Origin of the sequence: Leptolyngbya sp. FACHB-321, from assembly GCF_014695975.1 — a bacterium.
Taxonomy (GTDB): domain Bacteria; phylum Cyanobacteriota; class Cyanobacteriia; order Leptolyngbyales; family Leptolyngbyaceae; genus Stenomitos.
The window spans coordinates 214296-233567 of sequence record NZ_JACJPI010000042.1; the positions used below are offsets into that span (position 1 = coordinate 214296).

12 protein-coding genes are annotated in these 19272 nt (G+C 50.5%); 9 read left to right on the top strand and 3 right to left on the bottom strand.

Going from position 1 to position 19272, the window contains the following annotated elements; translation table 11 throughout:
* The first annotated feature begins 716 nt into the window (after positions 1-716).
* The gene (locus H6F76_RS06740) at positions 717-2684 is read left to right on the top strand and encodes a DUF3352 domain-containing protein (RefSeq protein WP_190506930.1); all 1968 of its coding nucleotides are present in this window, start codon (positions 717-719) and stop codon (positions 2682-2684) included.
* A gap of 151 nt (positions 2685-2835) precedes the next feature.
* On the opposite strand, the gene hemL is transcribed toward H6F76_RS06740, so the two are convergent.
* Complete coding sequence (hemL, locus tag H6F76_RS06745) at positions 2836-4134, bottom strand: glutamate-1-semialdehyde 2,1-aminomutase (RefSeq protein ID WP_190450407.1); 1299 nt, start codon at positions 4132-4134, stop codon at positions 2836-2838.
* Between the two features lie 129 nt (positions 4135-4263).
* On the opposite strand from hemL, the gene H6F76_RS06750 reads away from it, so the two are divergent.
* Entirely contained in the window at positions 4264-4455 is a 192-nt protein-coding gene (locus H6F76_RS06750; protein WP_190507103.1) for a ChaB family protein, read from the top strand.
* Between the two features lie 29 nt (positions 4456-4484).
* Here H6F76_RS06750 and hslO read toward each other — a convergent pair whose 3' ends face one another.
* Positions 4485-5390 carry an Hsp33 family molecular chaperone HslO gene (gene hslO, locus H6F76_RS06755; protein ID WP_190450406.1) on the bottom strand — a complete coding sequence of 302 codons (906 nt, stop codon included), beginning with the start codon at positions 5388-5390 and terminating at the stop codon, positions 4485-4487.
* A 182-nt stretch (positions 5391-5572) separates the two neighbouring features.
* On the opposite strand from hslO, the gene H6F76_RS06760 reads away from it, so the two are divergent.
* Together H6F76_RS06760 and H6F76_RS06765 are read left to right on the top strand one after the other, a co-directional pair.
* Entirely contained in the window at positions 5573-5953 is a 381-nt protein-coding gene (locus tag H6F76_RS06760) for a hypothetical protein (protein WP_190507105.1), read from the top strand.
* An 8-nt stretch (positions 5954-5961) separates the two neighbouring features.
* Positions 5962-6477, top strand: coding sequence for a hypothetical protein (locus tag H6F76_RS06765; protein ID WP_190506932.1), 516 nt, complete (start codon positions 5962-5964; stop codon positions 6475-6477).
* A gap of 41 nt (positions 6478-6518) precedes the next feature.
* Here H6F76_RS06765 and hisD read toward each other — a convergent pair whose 3' ends face one another.
* Positions 6519-7832: a histidinol dehydrogenase gene (gene hisD, locus H6F76_RS06770; RefSeq protein ID WP_190506933.1), complete on the bottom strand. Its 1314-nt coding sequence runs from the start codon at positions 7830-7832 to the stop codon at positions 6519-6521.
* A 220-nt stretch (positions 7833-8052) separates the two neighbouring features.
* On the opposite strand from hisD, the gene rpsT reads away from it, so the two are divergent.
* The 5 genes from rpsT to H6F76_RS06795 all read left to right on the top strand — a co-directional run bounded on the left by rpsT (position 8053) and on the right by H6F76_RS06795 (position 19075).
* Positions 8053-8355, top strand: coding sequence for a 30S ribosomal protein S20 (gene rpsT, locus H6F76_RS06775; RefSeq protein ID WP_190506934.1), 303 nt, complete (start codon positions 8053-8055; stop codon positions 8353-8355).
* An 80-nt stretch (positions 8356-8435) separates the two neighbouring features.
* The gene (locus tag H6F76_RS06780; protein WP_190506935.1) at positions 8436-9263 is read left to right on the top strand and encodes a TatD family hydrolase; all 828 of its coding nucleotides are present in this window, start codon (positions 8436-8438) and stop codon (positions 9261-9263) included.
* A 403-nt stretch (positions 9264-9666) separates the two neighbouring features.
* Positions 9667-12966 carry a DNA-directed RNA polymerase subunit beta gene (gene rpoB, locus H6F76_RS06785; protein ID WP_190450400.1) on the top strand — a complete coding sequence of 1100 codons (3300 nt, stop codon included), beginning with the start codon at positions 9667-9669 and terminating at the stop codon, positions 12964-12966.
* Between the two features lie 123 nt (positions 12967-13089).
* Positions 13090-14964 (top strand): DNA-directed RNA polymerase subunit gamma, encoded by a 1875-nt coding sequence (locus tag H6F76_RS30935; protein WP_190450399.1) that lies wholly within the window; start codon positions 13090-13092, stop codon positions 14962-14964.
* A gap of 79 nt (positions 14965-15043) precedes the next feature.
* The gene (locus tag H6F76_RS06795; RefSeq protein ID WP_206754335.1) at positions 15044-19075 is read left to right on the top strand and encodes a DNA-directed RNA polymerase subunit beta'; all 4032 of its coding nucleotides are present in this window, start codon (positions 15044-15046) and stop codon (positions 19073-19075) included.
* Positions 19076-19272: the final 197 nt, after the last annotated feature.

The window sequence follows — 19272 nt, forward strand, 5'->3', positions numbered from 1 at the left end:
CCTATCATGACTATTGCGACTATATAGCAATAGCAAGCTGCAAATAAGTGTAAATTTAGATGTTGAGTGAAACTCTCAGCCTTGAAGACCTGCTTTTCAGCGTTAAAGTAGCTTGGGACGATTCCTTCTAGAAGTAGGACGGCAAAAGCTATTGCCATTTAGTTTCAATAGCTTTGTGCTACAGTTGCCTCTGTGACAAGTGCTTGTCCAAGACTGTTATCCCCATCATTTAGCAGCTTTATGCTTCTCGCTTCCAATGCTTAAGGACTGGTGGCGGCAAGTATTCAAGCTGTTTTTGTTCCTGAACAAACATGATTGGGCTACGTATGGCACTGCTCCTTCAAGTAAGGCTGGCACTCGTGACAGTTAGAGTCAGCTTTTTAGATGGCTTACCAGTAGCTACTAAGAGTATCCAGTAAGAAGATACGCTCTAGTTTTAGCGTGATTGTGTAGGGCAAGGCTGCGTCTATTTTTTAGACTTCCTTTAGTTGGAAGCGAAGTTGGCTGAAGGGTAAAATTACGGGTCACAAATCTTGGCGATCGTAGCAAAATAGGCTAGGGTTGCCTGAAAGCCCGGCTATAAGGCTGATTTCCGACGGAAGATGAGAACGCCTGCTTTCTACTTCAGTAAGCATCCTGGCATTAGTCACTATCTTGAAATAGTTGGTTTCTGCGCGGCATTTAGTCTTTCAAGCCCGCTGCCTAGGGCCTATATAGTGAGTTTACGGTTGGAGGAAAAAGTGGTGTTGCGTCATGTTTCTGTGTCGTTCTTGACGGTCATAGCCTTGCTACCTGGTTATGCCGTTGCTCATGCTGCTCCTGTGCCGCAACTATCGCCACCTACCGTCACTACTGTGCTGCCAGCCAATACTCCAGGCATAGTGCTAGTAAATGCTAAACCAACTGCATGGGCAGCGCTCGATCGCTTCAATCCCTTACCAGAATCGCTTCGCATTCCTTTCAGCGTGCCGTTTTTACCCGGCGCGATCAACTTTACTCAGGATATTCAGCCCTGGCTTGGCGACCAAGTAGCAGTGGCGTTAGTGCCAACAGCAGGATCGATCGCAGGTACAGTCCTACAAACCCTGGACGCAAGTGCAGTGTTAGTGGCACCCATCAAAGATCGCGATCGCTTCGATCGTTTTCTCAGTAAGCTCAAAGCAACACGAGGCAACCCAGACATTGAGCGGGAATATAAAGGGGTCACGCTGCTGCAATGGTCTGCATCGGCTGAGGAAACCTCCCCTGCTACAGAAGAACCAGATGCAACAACTCAACGTAGCATTCCGTGGCGTGGGTTTGTCCAGCCGACTCGTGCCTTGCTAGGGCAGCCCGTGAAGCAGCTAGTGGCGCAGCTAGAGACAATACCACCTGCTTCAGAACCAGAGGAGCCGTCAAGCTCAGACGAGTCAACAGACCCGGACGAGACACCAAAACCAGATAAACCATCAGATTTTGATGCGTCAGAGTTGTTAAAGCCAAAAGGTATGGCGATCGCTTTACTACCAGGCAATGTTGCTGTGGCTGTACAGGCGCAGACTCTAGAAGACTTGATTGATGCCCGTGCTGAAAAAGAACCACTGACGCAGAACCCTTTGTTTCGACGCACGTTGCAACATCCTCATGCAGAACGATCGCTCCTGACTAGCTACGGCAATGTTGCAGCAATTAGTAAGTTTATCTTAGCGATCGTCAAAGCCTCGCCAGCATCAACGTTTGGCTTAGGCTTACCAACTCTGTATGAAAGCCAACTTTCTGCCCTGACGAAGCTTTATAGCACGGCTGATAGCCATATCTGGCTACAACCAGAGGGCATTCACAGTCAGGTCAATATCTACTACACAACACCGCGACCCGATCTGGCAACACGGGCAACGTCCGATGCAAACCAAATGGTGACTCGTCTACCTGCTGCGACCTTCCTCTCTGCTAGCAGTCGCAACTTTAAGGAGCAGTGGCAAACCTCGCTCAAAGAGTCCCAGAAAGATCCAAATACTCAGCTTGCCCTGACAGGCTTTCGCGAATCACTGCGTGCTGTGGGGCTAGATCCTGAAAAAGACGTATTTCCTTGGATGGACGGTGAGTATGCGTTTTTCCTCTTTCCAGCCAGGGGTGGTCTTTTTAACTCCATTAACTCCAAGCTTGACTTGGGGGTGGGTTTGATAATTCAAACCAGCGATCGCGCTGCTGCGGAACTTGCCCTCAAAAAGCTGGATCAGTTTGTTAAAAAAGAGGCGAAGGGTGAAGTGGCAATTGTGCCCAAACGACTGAAAGGGCAGTCGATCGTTAGTTGGGAAGCCAAGGATAGGGGCAAAACGCTGAGCTTTCTTTCACATGGCTGGGTTGATGCCAACACACTCGTCATTACAACAGGGGTGACACCAATGGCTGCACTCAACCCCAAACCTTATTTGCCCCTGCACTTGAACCACACCTTTCAAACTGCCACCGCTAGTTTTCCTATCCCTAACGATGGCTACTTCTACGTCAATATGGGCGCAACGCTTTCTTTCCTTTACAACCTAATCTTGCCCCCTGTATCTACCAGTGATTCGCTGTTTGTACAGGAATTTCAACGGATAGCAGGCACCGTTCGCAGTGTTAGCACGTCAAACTCTGCAACTGCCGACGCACAACGATTGGACTCGCTTTGGGTACTGGCTCCAGTAAAGCAGCCGCAGTAGAATGACTCGCTGTGACTGCATTGCTACGGCTAGCTCAATGCATTTTCTTTGCCATAACTTTATGTGTGCGAGAGAAGGGCTATTCGCTCACATAAAGTTATGGCTTACCAGACGGTCGATCGACCCTTTCGTACTAATTGAAGCTAGAACTCTACAGGCTTGACAGTACAGTCCGAGCGGCTTCGAGGGTATGGTCAATATCCTCATCTGTATGAGCCAGCGAGGTAAAACCAGCCTCAAACTGCGAAGGAGCTAGATAAACGCCGTGCTCCAACATTCCGCGATGGAAACGGCTAAATTTGCTCAGGTCGGACAGTTTGGCATCCTCGTAGTTATGGACAGGTCCAGCAGTGAAGAAGAAACCAAACATACCGCTAATTTGTCCGCCACAGGAGGCGTGCCCAGTCTCTTTCGCAATTTGCAGCAGCCCGGTTGCAAGGCGCTTCGTGATGCGATCGAGTTGCTCGTAGGTGCCTGGTTGCCGCAGTAGCTCCAGCGTCTTAATACCCGCTGTCATCGCTAGAGGATTACCAGACAGGGTACCTGCCTGGTACATAGGACCGGCTGGAGCAACCATTGCCATAATGTCGCGTCGTCCGCCATACGCACCCACTGGCAAACCACCGCCAATGATCTTACCGAGGGTTGTTAGGTCAGGAGTAATGCCAAACTTCTCTTGGGCACCACCATAGGCAATGCGGAAGCCAGTCATCACTTCATCAAAGACTAGCAGCGCGCCGTATTCACGGGTTAGTTCCTGTAGCCCTGGCAAGAAGCCTGCATCAGGTGGAATAAAACCCGCGTTACCAACGATCGGCTCCAAAATGACGCCAGCGATCGCATCAGGATTAGCTTCAAACAACGCTTTCACAGCTTCTAAATCGTTGAATGGAGCCGTCAGCGTATTGTCAGTTGTCGATTTTGGCACTCCTGGGGAATCAGGCAACCCTAGCGTTGCTACACCCGACCCAGCTTTCACTAGAAACATATCAGCGTGCCCGTGATAGCAGCCTTCAAATTTGATGATTTTTTCCCGCCCGGTGAAGGCACGCATCAGGCGCAGCACCGACATACACGCTTCTGTACCTGAATTGACGAAGCGCACCATTTCGATACTGGGCACCGCATCAATAACCATTTCAGCCAGAACATTCTCCAGGCTAGAGGGTGCGCCAAAGCTAGTACCTTTTTCTAGCGCTTCATGTAGTGCTTTCAGTACGTCGGGATGAGCATGACCACAGATAGCAGGTCCCCAGGTGCCGATGTAGTCAATGTAGCGGTTGCCATCGACATCCCAGGCATAGGCTCCTTTAACATGGTCGAACACAATCGGCTGCCCGCCGACTGATTTGAATGCACGGACAGGCGAGCTAACGCCTCCTGGCATCAGCTTTTGAGCAGCGGCAAAAATTTCTTCTGATTTGGTTGTATTCAAGCTTGTGGTAATCAAAGTTGTCTCCTTAACGTTCGGTAGGTTGAATAGCTTCGATCAAAGGAATTCAGCCTAAAGAGGGTGTGCAGTTTTTTGCAGCGTTTTACTATGTCATTATCCCATTTGCCATTGCAGGAGTTGATTGCTATGTCTTACTTAAACAATCAAGATTTGCCTGTTAGTATTCGTACCCGCCTCTCAGAAGCAGCACAAAACTTTTACCGAGTTGCGTTTAACTCAGCGATCCAATGGTATGGCGAAGAGTCAAAAGCACATCAGATTGCCTGGAGTGCGGTGAGAAACCAGATGTGTAGTCCCAACAGTGCTATCCTTCGCTAGTCTAAAACGATCAGCGGTTTGCTTTAACCTTATCCTTGAGATGATTCTGCCTGCAAATCATTAATCAGTTGTGCAAGTTCCTCACTGGTGGCTCGGTAGACGTTACCGCAAAAGTCGCAGATTGCTTCGGCTCCATGATCGCGATCAATCATATCTTGTAGCTCCGCCGTACTAAATAGTTTGAGCGCACGAAGGGCACGATCGAACGAACAGCGGCAATGAAACCGTACTAGCTGCACTTCTGGCAAAATTTCTAGCCCCAAATCACCTAGCAGCAGCTCAAAAATATCGGGCAGTGTTTTGCCCTCTTGCAACAGTGGTGTAAAGCCAGATAGGGAGGAAAGGCGCGACTCTAATAGCTCAACTAACGTTTCATCGCTGGCAGCTTTAGGTAAGACCTGAATCAGCAAGCCTCCTGCTGCCGTCACACCACTTGCTTCGACAAACACGCCCAAAACAAGCGCTGAAGGCGTTTGCTCAGAAGTGACGAGGTAATGCGTCAAGTCGTCGCCGATTTCACCTGAAACCAGTTCCACCGTGCTGGAGTAGGGGTAGCCATAGCCAACATCTCGAACCACATATACATAGCCATCTTGCCCAACTGCACCACCTACGTCTAGTTTGCCTTTAGCACTCGGCGGTAATTCGATCGTGGGGTTATCCACATAGCCACGTACTGTCCCATCCAGTCCGGCATCAATCAAGATGCCACCCAGAGGACCATTGCCCCGTATGCGAATGTTGATCCTTGACTCAGCCCGCTTCATGCTGGATACGAGCAGTAGTCCGGCTGTCATTGTCCGACCCAACGCTGCTGTCGCAACATACGAAAGATTGTGCCGCTGTCTGGCTTCTTCGGTCAAGCGGGTTGTGATCACTCCCACAGCCCGGATGCCTCCCTCAGCTGCGGTAGCGCGAATTAGCTGATCAGCCATGAAAATTCCTTACGTTTCTTAACCATCCTATCCTTCTATTCTAAAGTGTTGGAGAACAGTCAGAAGGACGGAAACAGGTTAAAGACGTTTCATTTAAGGGCTCGCTCCACCACTTTCCACTTTTGGCTTTTTGGCGTTTCTCCTACATTTGGCATACTGAAGGAGTTGTCTCTATCATTGTCATGCTTGGCATCTTTCAGCAAAGTAGTCTCCGCATTGAAATTGCTGCTTCAGAAGCAGATTTACGGCAGAGTTTAACTGACTCAGGTAAGCTGCAACAGTGGCTATCACCGCTGCGGCTTGAGCGGGGCTTACCCGAACAATTACAGCCAGGGTTGACGTTTACTAGTTGGGCAGGTCCGATCGCCATTCAGCAGACTGTGGATCAAGTACAGCCAAACAGCCTGCGTCTACTCTTGAGCCAGGGTGTTGATGGTTTTCACGAATGGTACTGGGGTGATGGTTGGGTACAGTCTCGGTTAGAAGGTGTTTCGCTATTGCCCCTAAACTTGGCGCAGACGGCAAGCCTGCTGCAACTCCGACGGTTTCTTGCTAGCAAATAAATTAACGAATGAAAACACTTCACGCTTTGGTTCTAGCAGGCGCGTTAGTCAGTACAGGTTTGGCGCTTGCAGTCGGCATTGTACGCTCGGATGCAATCGCTCCTTCATTCTTCGGTTCTAAGGAAGGGACAACGATCGCTCAACCGACCGTCGCTCCAATCACAGTGGCTCAATCTGAATCTACAGCTGCTCCGGTTAGCACTCTTCCGCCTATCACTACAACGTCTAGTACTGCGGCGATCGCACTAGCAAAGCACCTCAAACGTGTAGGAGCAAAGATGTATGGAGCCTATTGGTGCCCTCACTGTCATGAGCAACTGCAATTGTTTGGGCAGAAAGCTGTCGCCCAGCTTCCTTATATCGAGTGCGTTAATGATGGGAAAAACTCACGCCCTAACCTTTGCGAAGCAGAAAAAATTGAGGGCTATCCTACTTGGAAAATTAGGGGCAAAACCTACATGGGCACTCAATCGCTTGACGAGCTTGCAACGGCATCAGGCTATAAAGGCTCGCGCAGTTTCTAGCTATCTGGTATGCAGTACTCTTCCGGGTTGCCCCTGCCCTGTTACGGCTCTGGGCTAGGGTTACCGCGTACACGTAAGCGAACTGATTCGCCATGAGAGTGTAGACCTTCTGCTATTGTCAGCGCATCGATCGCGCCCGCTACTTTTTGCAGCGCTGTCTGGGAGTACTGCACCAAGCTGGAGTGCTTTAAGAAGGTCTCCACACTGAGCGCCGAGGCATAGCGAGCAGAGCCAGACGTGGGCAAGGTATGGTTTGGACCAGCTAAATAATCGCCCACCGCTTCTGGCGTAGAGCAGCCAAGGAAAATTGCTCCAGCGTGGCGAATCTTGTCCAGTAAACCCCAGGGATCAGCAATTTCGAGTTCTAAATGTTCAGGAGCAAATTCGTTCGATAAGTCAGCCGCATCGTCCAATGACTCGACGACTACGACCAAGCCATAGTGCGCGATCGCTTTCTCCGTCAGCAAACGACGGGGGTGATCCATCAACTGTCGTGCTACTTCGTCTACTACCTTGCGTGCTAACACAGAGTCATCAGTCAGCAAAATTGCGGCTGCCATCTGATCGTGCTCTGCTTGCGCCAGCATATCCGCAGCAACGTGGACGGGATTCGCTACTTTATCCGCAATGATCAGCACTTCTGATGGACCTGCTAGCGAATCAATACCCACCGTGCCATAAACCAGTTTCTTTGCCAGCGTGACATAGATGTTGCCGGGTCCAGTAATCACATCAACTTTAGGGATCGTTTCGGTGCCATAGGCAAGCGCTGCGATCGCCTGTGCCCCACCCACTCGATAAATCTCTTCAACCCCTGCTTCTTGAGCTGCTACTAGCACGGCTGGATGGATCGTTTTCCCCGCACCTGGAGGCGTCACCATGACAATACGGGGCACATTCGCGACTTTAGCAGGCACAGCATTCATTAGCACCGTGCTGGGATACGACGCTTGTCCACCAGGAACGTATAGCCCTGCACGATCAACTGGCGTGTAGCGTTTACCCAGCACAACCTCATCTTCAGCAAACTGCACCCAGCTTTTTGGCACGCGCTGACGATGAAAGGCTTCAATTTGCCGACAGGCAAGGCGAATCGCATTCAGCAGTTCCTTCGATACTTGTTGGTATGCAGCATCCAGTTCAGAACCGCTCACGCGCAACTCTTCCGGCTTAAGGGTAAGCCGATCAAATTCGGTGGTGTAGTGCAGGACGGCTCGGTCTCCCTGACGCTTTACAGCCTGAAGCACTTCCCGTACCGTTGCTTCTTTATGGACAACCTGCTCATCGTGAGTACGATCGCAGATCCGTCGCAATTCAGTTCGCGCATCAGCCCGCTGAGTAATAATTCGCAGCATGGAGTAGGAATGCCAAGTCTTAGGAGTTGTCCCAGTGAAAACAGAGTCGCGGTGCCTCCTGGAAACCCTGAGCACCAGAGATATCTGTAATCGCTACTCTAGCTTAACCTGGATTTTTTGGGGATCACGTTATCATTGGAAGGAGATGCTATAGTTATTTACCTGACGTATAGCGCGTCTGCTCAAATAATGTTCAATAGAAAGGTCTCCGGGATTTACTGTGGCTAATATTAAGTCTGCTATTAAGCGCGTTGATATCGCCGAACGCAATCGTCTACGCAACAAGAGCTATAAGTCCGCTGTAAAGACGTTAACAAAGAAATACCTTGCAGCAGTAAGTAGTTATGCGGCAAGCCCAAGTCCTGAGTTGGAGCAAGCTGTTAAGCTGACCCAGGCTGCTGCATATAGCAAAATTGATAAAGCCGTTAAGCGAGGCGCTTTGCACCCTAATACAGGTGCGCGGAAAAAGTCCCTAATTGCTCGTACGTTGAAAAAGCATGAAGCACCTAGATCAGCTTCCTGAAGACTAAGTTTAGTGCCATCCTACGGTTGCAGACTCAAGACTGCTCATCTTCTGACCGTTAGCCCTTAATCTTTGTTTTCATGCAGTTGATTGATACTCATGTCCATATTAACTTTGATTCATTCCAGGCTGATCTGGACACAATCGCTGTAAGGTGGCGTGACTCTGGTATTACTCGTCTTGTTCACTCTTGTGTCTCTCCCGACGAGTTTCCAGTCATTAAATCTTTAGCGGATCGATTTCCAGAGCTTTTTTTTGCTGTGGGATTGCATCCTCTGGATGTTGAGACAAAGTGGACGGACACCTCTGCCAACGAGATTTTGACGCTAGCTCAGTCTGATACGCGAGTAGTGGCGATCGGTGAAACAGGCTTGGACTTTTTCAAGGCGAGCAATCGGGAGCAGCAGGAAGCAGCCTTTGAAGCGCAATTGCGAATTGCCCAGCAGCTTGATCGTCCTGTGATTATTCATTGTCGTGAGGCTGCGGAGTCAATGGCAGCGATGCTCCGGACATTCTGGCAGCAACACGGTGCCGTTAAGGGGGTCATGCACTGCTGGGGCGGCACTCCTGAGGAAACGCAGTGGTTTCTAGATCTAGGTTTATTTGTCAGTTTCAGTGGAACAGTGACGTTTCCTAAAGCAACGCAAATCCATGAGTCGGCTCAGATGGTTCCTAGCGATCGTCTGCTCATTGAAACGGATTGCCCCTTTCTGGCTCCAGTTCCAAAACGGGGTCAACGTAATGAGCCTGCCTATGTCCGGTTCGTGGCGGAACAGGTTGCCCGGTTACGGCAGATGCCTCTAAGCGATTTGGCGCTGCAAACAACTCAAAATGCTTGCCGATTGTTCAGCTTACCCATACCTGTTCCTTTGCTGCCTGCAACTGAATTGGATCTGTCTGCTGACTGATGATGGGAACTGCTACCAGCACTGTTGACTGAGCCGCCGATTTTTGGTATTGGTTAATCCGCCAAATTAGCATTTCTACGTCATAATGAATGGAAGTATGGATATTCAGTTACTCAACGCCACGATCGATTACAGGGTGGCTGCTGCCTTTGTGCTTCAGGCACCTAATAGGACATAAAGACGCTTTCTCTCCTATTTTCATAGAGAGATGTGATGAAGCAGTACACGCTCTGAACCTGACATTAATGCCTTGGAGATAGCCCTGAACTGTCAAACGTCTACTTAAACTGAATCATTTGTTTCTTGGGTTCTCGCTAGAACCCAGGCTTTTTGTATTGACATTTTCGCACAGACCACATAAAATCTGGGACTCGCGCTGGGCGTGACCCCTTCGAGGAGACGCATGACTGAGCAGACATATACCCCACCCGCCTTTACACTACCGGATCTAGTTGAGATTCAGCGGGCTAGCTTTCGCTGGTTTCTCGAAGAAGGGCTAATTGAAGAGCTGGATAGCTTTTCCCCCATTACTGACTATACGGGAAAGCTAGAGCTACACTTCTTGGGCAAAGATTACAAGCTCAAGCGACCAAAGTACGATGTAGACGAAGCTAAGCGGCGGGACAGTACCTATGCGGTGCAGATGTATGTACCCACTCGCTTGATCAATAAAGAAACGGGCGAAATCAAAGAGCAAGAAGTTTTTATCGGCGATTTGCCGCTGATGACCGATCGCGGCACGTTCATCATTAACGGAGCCGAGCGCGTGATCGTTAATCAGATCGTACGTAGCCCTGGTGTCTACTACAAATCCGAAACTGATAAAAACGGTCGCCGCACCTACAATGCTAGCTTGATCCCCAACCGGGGCGCGTGGCTCAAGTTTGAAACTGATAAGAATGATTTGGTTTGGGTGCGGATTGACAAGACTCGCAAACTCTCGGCGCAGGTCTTGCTAAAAGCGCTGGGCTTAAGTGATGGCGAAATTTTTGATGCGCTACGCCACCCTGAGTACTTTCAGAAGACGATCGAAAAAGAAGGGCAATTCGGCGAAGAAGAAGCGCTGATGGAGTTGTATCGCAAGCTGCGTCCAGGTGAGCCACCAACCGTTTCTGGTGGTCAACAGTTGCTCGATTCTCGCTTCTTTGATCCCAAGCGCTATGACTTAGGCAAAGTTGGTCGCTACAAGCTAAACAAGAAGCTGCGGCTAAACGTGCCTGAGCCAACCCGCGTGTTGACAGCGCAGGATATTCTGGCTGCGATCGACTATCTGATCAACCTAGAATTCGACATTGGTAGCATTGATGATATTGACCATCTTGGCAATCGTCGCGTGCGATCAGTCGGTGAACTGCTTCAAAACCAGGTGCGTGTTGGACTCAACCGTTTGGAACGCATCATTCGAGAGCGCATGACTGTTTCGGATGCCGAATCTCTTACGCCAGCGTCTCTGGTTAATCCCAAGCCTCTGGTTGCTGCAATCAAAGAGTTCTTCGGGTCCTCTCAGCTCTCTCAGTTTATGGACCAAACGAATCCTCTGGCAGAGCTAACCCACAAGCGCCGTCTCAGTGCGTTAGGACCAGGTGGTCTCACTCGGGAACGGGCTGGCTTTGCGGTGCGGGATATTCACCCCTCTCACTACGGTCGTATCTGCCCCATTGAAACGCCTGAAGGTCCGAATGCAGGATTGATTGGCTCTTTGGCAACCCATGCGCGGGTTAATGCTTACGGTTTTATTGAAACGCCCTTCTACCCTGTAGAAGCAGGACGAGTCATTAAAGAACGTCCTCCTGTCTATATGACAGCAGATGAAGAAGACGATCTACGGGTCGCGGCAGGTGATGTCACGATGGATGAAGCTGGAAACATCCTGGGTGAAACGGTGCCAGTGCGTTATCGGCAAGAGTTTACGACTACGACACGGGACGAGGTGGACTATGTAGCGGTTTCACCTGTGCAGATTATTTCTGTAGCAACATCGCTAATTCCCTTCCTGGAACATGACGATGCGAACCGAGCGTTGATGGGATCAAACATGCAACGTCAAGCAGTGCCGTTACTGCGCCCAGAACGTCCGTTGGTCGGTACTGGTCTGGAAGCGCAGGCAGCGCGTGACTCTGGGATGGTTATCGTGAGCCGTACGGACGGGGAGGTGACCTATGTCTCTGCCGATCGCTTACGGGTAACCAGTTCTGATGGAAGTGAAATTGAGTACCAACTGCAAAAGTACCAGCGTTCTAACCAGGACACCTGTTTAAATCAGCGTCCGATTGTCTTCGTTGGTGACAAAGTAGTTACAGGTCAAGTGCTGGCTGATGGCTCTGCAACTGAAAAAGGTGAACTGGCGCTTGGGCAGAACATCCTGGTCGCTTATATGCCCTGGGAAGGCTACAACTACGAGGATGCCATCCTCATTTGCGAACGTCTTGTTTCTAATGACACCTATACCTCTATCCACATTGAGAAATTTGAGATTGAGGCGCGGCAGACCAAACTTGGACCAGAAGAAATCACTCGCGAAATTCCTAACGTGGGTGAAGATTCTCTACGTCAGCTCGATGAGACGGGTATTATCCGTATTGGTGCTTGGGTAGAAGCTGGCGACATTTTAGTTGGTAAAGTAACCCCCAAAGGTGAGTCAGACCAACCGCCTGAAGAAAAGCTGCTGCGTGCCATCTTTGGTGAAAAAGCGAGAGATGTACGTGACAACTCTTTGCGTGTGCCAAACGGTGAGAAAGGTCGGGTTGTTGACGTGCGCGTCTTTACTCGGGAGCAAGGAGACGAACTGCCGCCCGGAGCCAATATGGTCGTACGGGTCTATGTCGCCCAAAAGCGGAAGATTCAAGTCGGCGACAAGATGGCGGGTCGTCATGGCAATAAAGGCATTATTTCCCGCATTCTGCCGGTGGAAGATATGCCTTATTTGCCCGATGGTACACCGGTAGATATTGTGCTTAACCCTCTAGGTGTGCCTTCTCGGATGAACGTGGGGCAGGTTTACGAGTGCTTGTTGGGCTGGGCTGGTGAAAACCTGGATGTCCGGTTCAAAGTAGTACCCTTTGACGAAATGCACGGTGAAGAAAAGTCCCGTGAGACGGTTCACGGTAAGCTGACTGAGGCAAGTGAAATTCTGGCAAAGGACTGGTTGTTTGATCCTGAAAATGCTGGCAAAACGCAAGTGTTTGATGGACGGACAGGTGAGGCGTTTGATCGCCCCATCACCGTTGGCAAGGCATATATGCTGAAGCTGGTTCACCTGGTGGACGACAAAATCCATGCTCGTTCAACAGGTCCTTACTCGCTTGTTACCCAGCAACCTCTGGGCGGTAAAGCGCAGCAAGGTGGACAGCGGTTTGGTGAAATGGAAGTTTGGGCACTGGAAGCGTTTGGTGCTGCCTACACCTTGCAAGAGCTGCTCACTGTCAAATCAGATGATATGCAGGGCCGGAACGAAGCGCTAAACGCGATCGTGAAGGGCAAGGCAATTCCCCGACCTGGCACGCCTGAATCGTTTAAGGTGCTGATGCGTGAGCTGCAATCGCTCTGCCTTGATGTAGCGGTGCATAAGCTAGATACCCGAGAAGATGGCACTAGCCGCGACAGTGAAGTTGACCTTATGGCGGATGTTAGCAGCCGCCGCGCACCCTCCCGACCAACCTACGAATCTATTTCAAGAGATGAGATAGACGAGAGTGACGAATAGCTAGGGAAAGAAGCTGAGGGAGAAGGGTTCAAAAAAGCTATTTAGTTTTCTGTGCCCTTCCCCTTAGCCACTTGGTCCTACCGTATAAGATTTTTGTCGCCACAGTAAAGAAGGAAAGACACGATGCCAAAGCTAGAGCAGCGGTTTGACTATGTGAAGATTGGTCTGGCGTCGCCAGAGCGGATTCGCCAGTGGGGAGAGCGCACCTTACCAAATGGGCAGGTTGTAGGCGAAGTCACAAAACCAGAAACAATTAACTATCGGACGCTCAAGCCCGAAATGGACGGGCTGTTCTGTGAGCGCATCTTTGGTCCCGCGAAGGATTGGGAGTGTCACTGCGGCAAGTACAAGCGCGTGCGCCATCGGGGTATTGTGTGCGAACGCTGTGGCGTAGAAGTGACCGAATCGCGTGTCCGTCGTCACCGCATGGGTTATATCAAGCTGGCAGCTCCGGTTGCTCATGTTTGGTATCTCAAGGGCATCCCCAGCTACATGGCAATCTTGTTAGATATGCCCCTACGGGATGTCGAGCAAATTGTTTACTTTAACGCGTATGTAGTGCTGTCTCCTGGTAATGCAGAGAACCTTACTTACAAGCAACTGCTGACGGAAGATCAGTGGATTGAGATTGAAGATGAACTCTACAGTGAAGATTCTAAACTGTCGGGCATTGAGGTTGGTATTGGTGCGGAAGCACTGCAACGTCTACTGCAAGACATTGAGTTAGAAAAAGAAGCTGAGCAACTCCGCGAAGAGATTGCTACGTCTAAAGGGCAGAAACGAGCAAAGCTAATCAAGCGCCTGCGGGTCATTGATAACTTTATTGCAACTGGTTCACAGCCTGACTGGATGGTTCTATCAGTCATTCCTGTGATCCCGCCTGACTTGCGCCCTATGGTGCAGCTAGACGGTGGACGTTTTGCAACCTCTGACTTGAATGACCTCTATCGCCGGGTTATCAACCGGAATAATCGTCTGGCGCGCTTGCAGGAAATTCTAGCGCCTGAAATCATTGTCCGTAATGAAAAACGGATGCTGCAAGAAGCCGTTGATGCCCTGATTGATAATGGTCGTCGTGGGCGTACGGTGGTTGGTGCCAATAACCGTCCACTCAAATCTCTATCCGACATTATTGAAGGGAAGCAAGGACGTTTCCGTCAAAACTTACTAGGTAAGCGAGTTGACTACTCTGGACGATCGGTCATTGTGGTCGGTCCCAAGCTGAAAATTCATCAGTGTGGGCTGCCAAGGGAAATGGCGATCGAGCTATTCCAACCGTTTGTGATTCATCGGTTGATTCGGCAAGGCTTGGTCAACAACATCAAAGCTGCGAAGAAGCTCATTCAGCGCAACGATCCAACAGTATGGGATGTTCTGGAAGAGGTGATTGACGGACATCCTGTGATGCTCAACCGGGCACCCACGCTGCACCGTTTAGGTATTCAGGCGTTTGAGCCGATTTTGGTAGACGGACGGGCGATTCAGCTTCATCCATTGGTTTGTCCAGCCTTTAACGCTGACTTTGATGGTGACCAAATGGCGGTACACGTACCGCTGTCGATCGAATCTCAGGCAGAAGCACGGCTATTAATGTTGGCATCCAACAATATCCTGTCGCCTGCTACGGGTCGCCCGATTATCACTCCTAGCCAGGATATGGTGCTTGGTTGCTATTACTTGACAGCAGAGAACCCGGATGCTGATAGCAGTCGTGAGCGCTATTTCTCTAGCCTGGAGGATGCCATCACGGCTTACGAGCAGCAGCAAGTAGACCTCCATGCTCATGTGTGGGTACGTTTTGACGGCGAAGTTGAGACGGATGAGCCAGACCATGACGTAGTAGAAGAGCTAACGTCGAGCGACGGAGTGGTTACCCGCATCTACAAGTTTCGGCGATCGCGGCATGATGCTGACGGCAAGCTGATTTCGCAATATATCCAGACGACTCCAGGACGGATTATCTACAACAAAGCCATCCAAGATGCGTTGGCGGTCTAGGCAATCTTAGCTTCAGGCTTTTAGCGTTTTGTCTTTGAGAGTAAGACCAAACGTTAAAAGCCAAAATTGACATTCATTCATGGGACAAGCGGGACAACTCATGGTAGAGCAGCAACAGAACCAACCAGTTTTTCGTAACCGCGTGGTAGACAAAGGGCAGCTTCGGAAGTTGATCTCTTGGGCTTTTACTACCCACGGTTCAGCTCGCACAGCCCAGATGGCAGATCAGCTTAAAGAGCTGGGCTTCCGCTACGCGACTCGAGCAGGTGTTTCAATTAGTGTGGACGATCTGCAAATCCCCCCGACTAAGCGAAAATTGCTGGATGCCGCTGAAGAAACAATCCGGGTGACGGAAGAACGTTATACGCGGGGCGAGATCACTGAAGTAGAGCGCTTCCAAAAAGTAATTGATACCTGGAACGGTGCAAGTGAAGAGTTAAAAGATGAGGTGGTACGCCACTTTAGAGCGAATAACCCCCTTAACTCGGTTTATATGATGGCCTTTTCTGGCGCACGGGGAAACATCTCGCAGGTGCGGCAGTTGGTTGGTATGCGAGGTTTGATGGCAGATCCGCAGGGCGAAATTATTGACTTGCCGATTAAGACTAACTTTCGTGAAGGGCTGACCGTTACTGAGTACATCATCTCATCCTATGGTGCGCGCAAAGGGTTGGTAGATACGGCACTTCGTACTGCCGACTCTGGCTACCTCACCCGCCGTCTGGTCGATGTCTCTCAAGATGTGATCATTCGGGAACTAGACTGCGGCACCCAACGCGGCATTCCGGTTCAAAGCATGATGGATGGCGATCGCGTCCTCATTCCGCTGAAAAATCGCTTGCTGGGTCGTGTTGCGGCTGAGCCAATGGTTGATCCCGAAACAGGTGAAGTCATTGTGGCTCGCAATCAGTCCATTACGGACGAAATGGCAGATCACATCGGCAGAGCAAAGCTACAAGAAGTAATTGTGCGATCGCCCCTTACCTGCGAAGCCACTCGATCTGTCTGTCAGCATTGCTATGGCTGGAGTCTGGCACACGCTCACATGGTTGATATTGGTGAAGCAGTAGGGATCATTGCTGCCCAATCCATTGGTGAACCTGGTACACAGCTCACGATGCGAACCTTTCACACAGGTGGTGTGTTCACAGGTGAAATGGCGCGTCAAGAAAAGGCACAGTTCGATGGCACTCTGAAATTCCCCAAGAAACTGCGTACCCGCCCGTATCGCACCCGCCATGGTGAAGATGCCTACACGGTCGAATCGGTGGAAGCGAGTTCTAAGTTGACTCTGGAAAACAAGGACGGACGGCAGCAAACCTTCTCTGTTCTACAGGGTGCAACGCTGCTGGTTAAAGATGGTCAAAAGGTCAAAGAAGGTCAAATCTTAGCAGAAGTGCCTTTGACGGGGCGCGCACGCAAAACGACTGAAAAAGCGGCGAAAGACGTTGCCTCTGACATGGCAGGCGAAGTCCAATTCGCTGATCTTGTACCTGAAGAGAAAAAAGACCGTCAGGGCAATACAACCCGCATTGCACAGCGGGGTGGTCTGGTCTGGATTCGATCGGGTGAGGTGTATAACTTACCGCCAGGTGCCGAGCCGACCGTCAAGAACGGCGATCGTATTGATGTCGAAAGTGTCATTGCCGAAACCAAGCTGGTCACCGAGCATGGCGGGGTCGTTCGCTTGCCCCAAGAAACAGAGGGTAAAGGCGGACGAGAAGTGGAAATCATCACCGCTTCCGTCTTCTTAGATGAAGCGAAAGTACGAGCAGAGAGCTATCAAGGGCGCGATCATTATCTGGTTGAAACTAACTACAACCAGCTCTTCTCGCTTAAAGCGACTCCAGGGACTAAAGTCACCAATAATCAGGTTGTCGCTGAACTGATTGATGATCACTACCGGACGCAGACAGGCGGCATCATCAAGTACTCAGGCGTTGAAGTTGCCAAACGTGGCAAAGCAAAGCAAGGGTACGAAGTCGTTAAAGGCGGTACCTTGTTGTGGATTCCTGAAGAAGCACACGAAGTCAACAAAGACATTTCGCTTCTGCTGGTCGAAGATGGTCAGTATGTCGAAGCGGGAACCGAAGTGGTGAAAGACATCTTTTGCCAAAGTAATGGTGTCATCGAAGTCACGCAGAAAAATGACATTTTGCGCGAAATCGTGATTAAACCAGGCGATCTACACATGATTGATAGTTTGGACGACATCATCACCAAAGAAAGCGTGCTGGTGAATCCTGGTCAAACGGTCATGCCAGGATTGGTCTCTGAAGAATTACGCTATGCCGAGTACGTTGAAACGCCTGAAGGTCCAGCCATGTTGCTGCGTCCTGTGACGGAATTTGCTGTGCCTGATGAGCCTTCTGTACCCAGCCAAGAATCGACGAACGAGGAATCGGGACGCGCTATTCGTCTGCGGGCAGTGCAGCGTTTACCGTACAAAGATGGTGAGCGTGTCAAATCGGTTGAAGGTCTGGAACTCCTGAAGATTCAGCTTGTGCTGGAAATCGGTCAGGATGCTCCCCAGCTTGCGGCTGACATTGAATTGGTGCCAGATGAAACCGATGCAGACACCATGCGCCTCCAACTCGTGATTCTAGAGTCGCTGGTGATCCGTCGCGATATTGCCGCTGATCCAACCCAGGGTCCCACAAGAACACGTGTGCTAGTTAAAGATGGCGACCAAATTGCCCCTGGCGCTGTGGTTGCTCGCACTGAAATTCTGTGTAAAGAAGCAGGGGAAGTGCAAGGGATTCGCGAGGCGGCTGAAGCTATTCGCCGGATTCTGGTTGTACGTCCTGCCGATATGGTGACAGTGCCAACGAAAGGCAAGCCCCCGACCGTCAAAGTAGGTGATCTCCTAGTGGCAGGTTCTGACTTGGCTCCAGGTGTTCCTCTACAAGAGTCGGGGCAGGTCGTTAGCGTTGGGGAGGCTGAGGTAACGCTGAGGTATGCTCGCCCTTACCGCGTTTCGCCGGGAGCCGTTCTGCACATTGACGATGGTGATCTGGTGCAACGGGGTGACAACCTGGTGATTCTAGTGTTTGAGCGCACGAAGACAGGGGACATTATCCAGGGTTTGCCCCGGATTGAAGAACTGTTGGAAGCGCGGAAACCTAAAGAGGCGTGTGTGTTGGCAGCACGACCGGGGGTCGCACAGGTTGTATACGGTGATGACGACTCGGTGAAGGTGAAGGTGATTGAAAACGATGGTGTGATTGCCGAATACCTCATCGGTCCTGGACAAAACGTCATTGTTTCGGATGGGCAAGAAGTCCTTGCAGCCGAACCGCTTACCGATGGACCGGCTAACCCTCACGAAATTTTGGAAGTCTTCTTCAAATATCGTCGAGAAAGTGATGGTGTCCATGATGCGGCACTGGTGAGTTTGCAGATGGTGCAGACATTCCTGGTGAACGAGGTGCAGTCGGTGTATCAATCTCAAGGGGTTGATATTTCAGACAAGCACATCGAGGTTGTGGTACGTCAGATGACCTCCAAAGCACGTGTGGACGACGGTGGTGACACGACTATGCTGCCCGGTGAGCTTGTAGAGCTTTACCAGGTAGAGCAGGTCAACGAAGCCATGGCGATAACAGGTGGTGCACCCGCAGAGTATACTCCGGTGCTGCTGGGCATCACGAAAGCCTCGCTAAATACCGACAGCTTTATCTCGGCAGCTAGCTTCCAGGAAACCACACGGGTGTTGACGGAAGCCGCGATCGAAGGTAAGTCTGACTGGCTGCGCGGCTTGAAGGAAAACGTGATCATTGGACGCTTGATTCCTGCGGGAACAGGGTTTAATGCGTACGAGGAGCAGGGTAGCCCTGATGTGGATCTCTCCTACGACGGCATCGGTGTCTTTGACGATGATGCTGATCTTAAGGATGTGGTGCTAGACGATCGCACCGCTCGTTCCTATGGGTTAGACAGTTTCGATGAGCGTCCTAGCTATACCTTCGACAACTTCGGTGTAGTTGGTGCGGCGGCTGAAGTCGAACCGTTGTCGCCCATTCTGGAAGATGACGATTTAATCAGCGATGATGTTGACGATATAGACGTTGACGTTGACGTGGATGTCGATGTTGATCTTGACGACGAGTAACATCTAAGGGGTATAAAGCTCTGTTGATAGAGGGGTGCGGCAATCGCGCCCCTTTTTCATTTAAATTGGTTTACAGCAATTTTTATTTATGTATGCCATACGAATTGTCTGGTTTGCCTTAATCCAGAGGCGTTACTTGTGTAGCACTCGTCTAAAGATCGCTGTAAGACTAATCAGCGCAAGACCAACTGGCTCAA

Bases quoted from the DNA above. Each gene is read 5' to 3' on its own strand.
- H6F76_RS06750 (WP_190507103.1), top strand. From the start codon at position 4,264: ATGTCTTACTTAAACAATCAAGATTTGCCTGTTAGTATTCGTACCCGC.
- hslO (WP_190450406.1), bottom strand. From the start codon at position 5,390: ATGGCTGATCAGCTAATTCGCGCTACCGCAGCTGAGGGAGGCATCCGG.
- H6F76_RS06760 (WP_190507105.1), top strand. From the start codon at position 5,573: ATGCTTGGCATCTTTCAGCAAAGTAGTCTCCGCATTGAAATTGCTGCT.
- H6F76_RS06765 (WP_190506932.1), top strand. From the start codon at position 5,962: ATGAAAACACTTCACGCTTTGGTTCTAGCAGGCGCGTTAGTCAGTACA.
- hisD (WP_190506933.1), bottom strand. From the start codon at position 7,832: ATGCTGCGAATTATTACTCAGCGGGCTGATGCGCGAACTGAATTGCGA.
- H6F76_RS06780 (WP_190506935.1), top strand. From the start codon at position 8,436: ATGCAGTTGATTGATACTCATGTCCATATTAACTTTGATTCATTCCAG.
- rpoB (WP_190450400.1), top strand. From the start codon at position 9,667: ATGACTGAGCAGACATATACCCCACCCGCCTTTACACTACCGGATCTA.
- H6F76_RS30935 (WP_190450399.1), top strand. From the start codon at position 13,090: ATGCCAAAGCTAGAGCAGCGGTTTGACTATGTGAAGATTGGTCTGGCG.
- H6F76_RS06795 (WP_206754335.1), top strand. From the start codon at position 15,044: ATGGGACAAGCGGGACAACTCATGGTAGAGCAGCAACAGAACCAACCA.